We start from the raw sequence: 7,272 nt of genomic DNA on the forward strand, positions 1-7,272 counted from the left end.
GTCCACCTGGCGCACCAGTTCGCCAAGCCACGCAATAATGTCCGCCAGGTCCTCGCGCAGCGCGTCGAGCGATCAGTGTGGCGGCTTCCTGGCGGGTGCTGCCGGATTCGCCGATGTGCGCGAGTTCGGGCGGAAGCTCCAGGCCCTTCTTGCGCATGGCGGTGGCCCAGAGGCGCCCGGCGCGGTAGGACGAGCGCACAAGCGGCCCGCTCATCACACCCAGGAATCCGATCTCCTCGGCCTCCTGGCTCAGTTCAACGAACTCCTCCGGCTTGACCCAGCGCTCCACCGGGTGGTGCCGTTCGGTCGGGCGGAGGTACTGGGTGATGGTGATCAGATCGCAGCCCGCGGCGTGGAGATCACGCAGCGCCTCGGAAATCTCCTCGCGGGTTTCGCCCATGCCCAAAATCAGGTTGGACTTGGTCACCATGCCTTGGTCGCGGCCCTGCGTGATGACATCCAGCGACCGCTCATAGCGGAACGCAGGACGGATGCGTTTGAAGATGCGCGGCACCGTTTCCACGTTGTGCGCGAACACTTCCGGCTTGGAGTCACAGATAGCGGTGATGTGCTCAGGCTTGCCGGAAAAGTCCGGAATCAGGAGTTCGACGCCGGTGCCCGGGTTCAGCTCGTGGATCTTCCGCACGGTCTCGGCATAGAGCCACACGCCTTCGTCGGCCAGGTCGTCGCGGGCAACACCGGTGACAGTGGCGTAGCGCAGATTCATCTGCTGGACGGACTGAGCCACTTTGGTGGGTTCGAGGACGTCAATCGGCGAGGGTTTTCCCGTGTGGATCTGGCAAAAGTCACAGCGCCGGGTACATTCGGAACCGCCGATCAGGAAGGTAGCCTCGCGGTCTTCCCAGCACTCGAAAATATTCGGGCAGCCGGCCTCTTCGCAGACCGTGTGCAGTCCTTCCTTCTTGACAAGGTTCTTCATGCCCACGTACTCGGGGCCCATGGTGACCTTGGCCTTGATCCAGTCAGGCTTGCGCTCCACGGGAGTGGCGGCGTTGCGGGCCTCGACGCGCAGCAGGCGTCGTCCTTCGGGGGCGAGCGTCACAGCAGGGCTCCTTCGGTCTGGCTGTGGCCAGTGTGGGTGTCGGTGGCCTCGGGGCCGGGGGTGCCGGTCTTGACCAAAGAGTTCTCGAACAAGCGGAGTTCCTCCTCCACCCGGTCGGCGATGTCGGCCGGGGCCACGTCCAGCCCGGTTTCGGCCTGGATGGTGGTGGTGCCTGCGTCGGCAATGCCGCAGGCGATGATCTGGCTGTACGGGGCAAGGTCGTTCCGGCAATTGAGGGCGAAGCCGTGCATGGTGACCCGGTGGTTGACTCGGATGCCGATCGCGGCGATCTTGCGGGCCGGGCCGCGCTCGTCAGCCTCGACCCAGACGCCGGAGCGGCCCTCGATCCTGGTACCGTCGACGCCATAGCCGGCAAGCACGTTGATCAACACCTGCTCCAGGATGTTGACGTAGTCAGCCACCCGGGTGGGGTCGGGAAGGGCGACAATGGGATAACCGACCAGTTGGCCGGGGCCGTGCCAGGTCAGCTTGCCGCCGCGGTCCACGCTGACCACTGGCGTGCCGTCCAGCGGCCGTTCATGGTCTTCCGTCCGTTTTCCGGCGGTGTAGACCGGACTGTGCTCAAGCAACAGCACGGAACTGGGCGCGGTTCCCGCCACCACTTCCGCGTGCAGCTTGCGCTGCAGCGCCCAGCCTTCTTCATAATCGACGTAGTCGGGGGCGAAGCCCAACCGTGAGAACTCAAGAGCCATTCCGCCAGCCTACGCTTGGTGTGCCCGGCACTTCTATTTGTGTTGCGGATCCGTGGCTGTGGATAACTTCTGCACCTCATGGGCAAACGGAGTAGAAGTGGTTCATGGGCGAAGAGGCACAGGGATCCGGCGCAGCCGCCCGGGGGACTGAACCGCCGCCACCTGCGGCCCCCGGGCTGCAGGTGCAGCGGTGGCTGGGAAGTGGCGCGTGTGCCCACGTCTGGCTGGTCCGCGAAGAGTCGACCGGCGCCGAATACGCCCTGAAGGTGTTTTCTGCGTCGCCCGCTTCCGTCGCAGGGGGCAGGGAAGTCCCGTCGCTGACGCGCCGTGCGGCGCGGCAACGCGGCGGTCCCGACGAGGGCAGCCCGGCGCCATGGGCTGTCATGGACGGGCACCGGACGGAGTCGACCAACGCAGCGGCGGACCGTGAACTGGCCCTGTCGGCCGGCGGACAGCACGAGCACTTGCTGCGCGCCCATGGCCGGGTGGCCACAACTCTAGGACCCGGCCTGCTGCTGGACTATGCTGCCGGCGGTTCCCTCGCGGCACTCGTCACGTCCCGCGGACCCTTGGCCGTGGGCGAAGCGGTCACTATCCTCACCCCGATGGCCCACGTCTTGGACTACCTGCACGGGAGGGGGACGGTCCACGGGGATGTCTCGCCTGGCAATGTGCTGTTCACCGCCGTTGGCAAGCCGCTGCTGGCCGATCTCGGAGTCGCGCGGGCGCTGGGCAGCGACCGGCCGCCTGCGGCAGGTACGCCCGGGTTCAAGGAACCGCACAGTGACGTCAGCGTAGGACGTCTTGACCCCGAATCCGATGTCTACGCCTTGGCGGCCATCGGCTGGTTCGCGCTCACCGGCCGGGTGCCCGCTGCCACAGCCCAGCGGCCGCCGTTGACCGCATTGATGCCCGGCGTGCCGGATGCCCTGGTGGCACTTTTGGAAGAAGGACTGTCCGAGCGCGCGGACGAGCGCCCGTCAGCCGCGGAGTTCGCCCGGCGCGTGATCCGGGTGGCCAAACCCGAGGCACTTGATTTGACGGTCTCGACGCATCCGTCCGTTGCAGACCGGTTGTTGACCCGGCGGCAGGCGGGAGGAGGGGCAGCCGGGTACCAGGGCAAGGCGCTGCTGTCCCGGGCGTTCGGTCCGCTTTCCCCCGTCACAGCCCGGCCGCGGACACCACGGGTGCAGCGGTTGCGGCGCAGCGGCCCGGCCGGTTCGGGCGGGCGGGAAGCAGCCGGCGCCCGGCCCGCGCGCGGCCGGTGGGGCAAGGCACTGCTGGCGGCAGCCGCGGTGGCCGTGGCCGTTGGAGCGACGTCGGTGGCAGCGGGTGACCTCACGTCGGCTGTGCCCAACCCCTTCGGCGCCGCCCGGGAGCCCCGCCCTGGCGAGCCGGTGCAGCAGGCCGCTGCCGGGCGGCGCGCAGCCGTACCGCCGGCCTCACCGGCCCCACCGAAACCCAGGGCCGTGCCCGCGGACGTGGAGCAGTCGCTTAGGGGCGGTGATGCCGCGGCGGCCGTGCCTGCCCTGGTCTGGTTGCGGACGGAAGCGGTGAGGACGCGCGATCCGGCGCTGTTGCAGCGGGTCAATGTTCCCGCGACGGCGGTGATGGCAGCCGACCAGGACATCATTACGGCCCTGGCACATTCGGGCAGCTGGCTGGAGGGGCTGGAAACGACCGTGGAGGAGGCAGCAGCCGACCCGGCGCAGACCGCAGGGGGAGGGCAGGTTGCGGTGGCCGCAACGGTGACCACTTCTCCGTTCCGGCAGCTGGCCGCCGACGGCAACGTGGTGGCAAGCCGGGTTAATCCAAGGATCCAGCGCGTCCTGCTGACACTGGTGCGGCAGAACGGAGGCTGGCTGATCCAGGCAGTCCATGAAACGCCCCGCCGCTCCGATGACCCGGAGGCAGCAGCAGGCGGTGACTAAGATCGAGGCATGACTTCATCGAGCTACTTCCGCTACCCGCATGTGCACGCCGATCTTGTCACCTTCGTGGCCGAGGATGACGTGTGGGTTGCACCCGTTGCCGGTGGCAGGGGGTGGCGGGTGTCATCGCTTCAATTGCCCGCACGGAACCCCCGGTTCTCTCCCGACGGGCAGAACCTGGTCTGGGGTGTGGTGCAAGCCAGTGCGCCGGAAGCGGTCACGGCGGCGGTGGACGGCGGCGGCTTTCGCCAGCTGACCTACTGGGGCCATGCCTCCACAAGGGTCAAAGGATTCACACCCGACGGCGACGCGTTGGTCACGAGCTCTTTCCAGCGCGAAGAATCCCGCCACACCTGGGCCTACGCCGTACCGCTGGACGGCTCCGATGCCCGGGTGCTGGCCCTTGGGCCCGTAGACTCGGTTGCGTTCGGGCCCGAACTTGGCGACGAACGTCCCGTGGTGGTCGGCAGCGTGCTCTCGCGAGAGCCGGCATGGTGGAAACGTTACCGCGGCGGTACCGCCGGAAAGCTGTGGATCGACCGGGACGGGGGAGGCGAATTCGAGCGACTGGTGGCCCGGCTGGACGGGAACCTGGCAGATCCACTGTGGATCGGGGACCGGGTCGCCTTCTTGAGCGACCACGAAGGCTACGGCAACCTGTATTCGGTGCGGCCGGACGGGACAGACCTCCGACGCCACACGGACCATGACAGTTTCTATGTCCGCCACGCTTCGACGGACGGCACCCGGGTGGTCTTCGAATCCGCCGGGGAACTGTGGCTGCTCGATTCCCTGGACGCCGAACCGCGCCGGCTGGAGATCACCCTGGGCTCGGCGTCGACCGGACGGCGGGGCCGTCCGCTCAACGTGGCACAGCATCTGGCCTCGGCCGTTCCCAACCCCAAGGGAACTGCCTCGGTCATAGAAACGCACGGAACCGTGCACTGGCTCACCCACCGGGATGGACCTTCGCGGGCCGTGGAAGCGACGCCTGGAGTCCGTGCCCGGCTGGCGCGCCCGCTTGGCGACTCACGGGTGGTCTACGTCGCCGACCACGGCGGTGAAGAAGCTCTTTACATCCGCCAGGTTTTCGAACAGCTTCCCGCCGTCGGCCAGCCCGCCCCGGCCGCGGCCACTCCGGCCCCTGCCCGGCCGGAGCCCGAAGGCCTGCCGCGTCCGGTGTCGGCCTCCGCCGTCGTCAACCCGACCCAGTCCCAACCCATTGTGGAGGTGCGTTCCGGCGGAAAGCAGAGCGGCGGCGTTGGAGCGGACGCCCGGGAACCGGACGCGCGCACCGCCGAAACGCTGGAACCCCAGCAGCTGCGCCGGGTGGAACTGCCGGGGCCGGACCGGGTGAGCGCGCTGGCCGCCAGCCCGGATGGCACGCTGGCCGCGGTGGCCACCGAGTACGGGCAGGTCCTGGTCCTCGACGCCGGGAACGGGCAGCTGCGCCCGCTCTCGGGCACCACCCACGGTGCGGTGAGCGAGCTGGTCTTTTCTCCGGACTCGCGCTGGATCCTGTGGGCCGAGCCGGTCACCGCGGAGGCGACGCGCTCCCGGCTCCGGCTCGCGCGCGCCGATGGCACCGGAAGCGTCATCGACGTGACCGACGGACGGTTCCGCGACCACGGGCCTGCGTTCACCCCGGACGGCAAATTCGCCGCGTTCCTCTCCGAGCGGAGCTTCGACCCGGTCTATTCGACGCACAGCTTCGATTTGGGTTTCCCCGAATCGACCAAGCCGTTCCTGGTGGCGTTGGCGGCCGCCACGTCTTCCCCCTTCGGCCCGTCGGTGCACGGCACGCTGCCGGACCTGCCGCAGGCGGAGGAAAAGGACCAGGACGCTTCCCCGGCCGGGGAACAAGCCACGCCCGCTGCCACGGAGATCGTTGTCGACGCCGAACGGCTGGGCGAGCGGATCATCCCCGTCCCGGTCCAGCAAGGCCGCTACACGCGCCTCAGCGCGGTGGACGGAGCGCTGCTGTGGCTGGCCACGGACCCGGCCGGTGTCACGGGGGAAGGGCGCGCCTCCGCAGAGGAGCCGGAGCAGTCCCAGCGGCTGGAGCGCTTCGACCTGTCGCGCCGCGAGGTGTCCGTGGTGGTGCCGGCCCTGGAATCCTACGAACTGTCGCCGGACCGCAAGCGGATCGTGTTCGTGCACAAGGGGCAGGTCAGGGCCGTGCCCGCCACCGGGAAAGTCGACGACGATTCGCCGGAGAGCGTGCAGGTGGACCTGAGCCGGATCCGCGTCACGCTGGAACCGCTCAAGGTCTGGGGCCAGGCCTTCGAGGAGGCCTGGCGGCTGCAGCGCGACTTCTACTGGGCGGAGGACATGGCGGGCCTGGACTGGCAAGGGGTCTACGACCGCTACCGGCCGCTGGTCGAGCGCCTTGGTTCCCACGACGACCTGGTGGACCTGCTCTGGGAGCTGCACGGCGAACTCGGTACCTCGCACGCCTACGTCCAGCCCGCGCCGGTCGCTGAGCCGGGCTCCGGGAAACAGGGGCGGCTCGGCGCCGATCTGGCGCGGACCGACGCCGGCTGGACGGTGCAGGAGATCCTCGCCGGCGAATCATCCGATCCACTGGCCATGTCGCCGTTGACGGCGCCGGGTGCGGCCGTCCAGCCGGGCGATGTGATCGCCGCCGTGGACGGAGTCCCGGTGGACGCTTTGGCCGGGCCGGCTCCGCTGCTGGTGGGTGCGGCCGGCAAAACCGTCGAACTGACCATCGTCAACGGGCCCGGCAGCCCGGAAGCCGGCCTGCAGCGGCGGATTGCGGTCATCCCCATCCGCGACGAGGAACGGCTCCGCTACCAGAACTGGGTTTCCGGAAACCGCCGCACCGTCCGCGAGGCATCCAACGGAACCTTCGGCTACCTCCACATCCCGGACATGGTGGCACGCGGCTGGGCCCAGCTGCACCGTGATCTGGATGTGGAAACCGCCAAGGACGCGCTTGTCATCGACGTCCGGCGCAACCGCGGCGGCCATACTTCCCAGCTGGTGGCCGAATTGATCGGACGCAAGGTCACGGCGTGGAACCTCGCGCGCGGCGAGCAGCCGGGGACCTACCCGGCCCACGCGCCGCGCGGCCCCGTCGTCGTGCTCACCGATGAATACGCAGGGTCCGACGGCGACATCATCACGCAGGTCAGCAAGCTGCGCGGTATCGGTCCGGTGGTGGGGACACGGACGTGGGGCGGGGTGGTCGGCATCGACGCGAAGTTCTCGCTGGCCGACGGCACCGGTGTCACGCAGCCGCGGTATGCGTTCTGGTTTACCAAGGGCGTGGGCTGGGGCGTGGAGAACTACGGAGTGGATCCGGACATTGAGGTGCCGTTCCCGCCGCACGCCTACGGCGCAGGGGAGGACCCGCAACTGGAGCACAGCGTTGGCATCCTCAAGGAAATGCTCGGCGAACTGCCGACGGACCAGCCGCCGGCCCGATCCGGCTATCCGGTGCTGCGGCCGGGCCCGCTGCCGCCGCGTCCGCAAGACCAGGCCTGAGCGCTCCGGCTGCCAGCGAAGAACCCCGGTGCAGATAATGCACCGGGGTTCTTCGCTG

At 68.9% G+C, this 7,272-nt stretch carries 4 protein-coding genes; 2 read left to right on the forward strand and 2 right to left on the reverse strand.

The window, feature by feature from the left end; all coding sequences use genetic code 11:
• Together lipA and lipB are read right to left on the reverse strand one after the other, a co-directional pair.
• Positions 1 to 1,063, reverse strand: a 1,063-nt coding sequence (gene lipA, locus AC5RWT_RS32585; RefSeq protein WP_494083835.1) for a lipoyl synthase, incomplete at its 3' end; no start/stop codon positions are given.
• Positions 1,060 to 1,776, reverse strand: coding sequence for a lipoyl(octanoyl) transferase LipB (gene lipB / locus AC5RWT_RS32590; protein WP_494083836.1), 717 nt, complete (start codon positions 1,774 to 1,776; stop codon positions 1,060 to 1,062). The genes lipB and lipA, both read right to left, overlap by 4 nt.
• A 104-nt stretch (positions 1,777 to 1,880) precedes the next feature.
• On the opposite strand from lipB, the gene AC5RWT_RS32595 reads away from it, so the two are divergent.
• Both AC5RWT_RS32595 and AC5RWT_RS32600 read left to right on the forward strand, forming a co-directional pair.
• Positions 1,881 to 3,707: a protein kinase domain-containing protein gene (locus tag AC5RWT_RS32595; protein WP_494083837.1), complete on the forward strand. Its 1,827-nt coding sequence runs from the start codon at positions 1,881 to 1,883 to the stop codon at positions 3,705 to 3,707.
• A 9-nt stretch (positions 3,708 to 3,716) separates the two neighbouring features.
• Positions 3,717 to 7,214 (forward strand): S41 family peptidase, encoded by a 3,498-nt coding sequence (locus AC5RWT_RS32600; protein WP_494083838.1) that lies wholly within the window; start codon positions 3,717 to 3,719, stop codon positions 7,212 to 7,214.
• The last annotated feature ends 58 nt before the right edge of the window (positions 7,215 to 7,272 follow it).

The sequence above is a fragment of the Arthrobacter sp. Dra40 genome, assembly GCF_059091905.1.

Excerpts from the sequence above, each read along its gene's own strand:
- lipB (WP_494083836.1), bottom strand. The coding sequence starts at position 1,776 with ATGGCTCTTGAGTTCTCACGGTTGGGCTTCGCCCCCGACTACGTCGAT.
- AC5RWT_RS32600 (WP_494083838.1), top strand. The coding sequence starts at position 3,717 with ATGACTTCATCGAGCTACTTCCGCTACCCGCATGTGCACGCCGATCTT.
- AC5RWT_RS32595 (WP_494083837.1), top strand. The coding sequence starts at position 1,881 with ATGGGCGAAGAGGCACAGGGATCCGGCGCAGCCGCCCGGGGGACTGAA.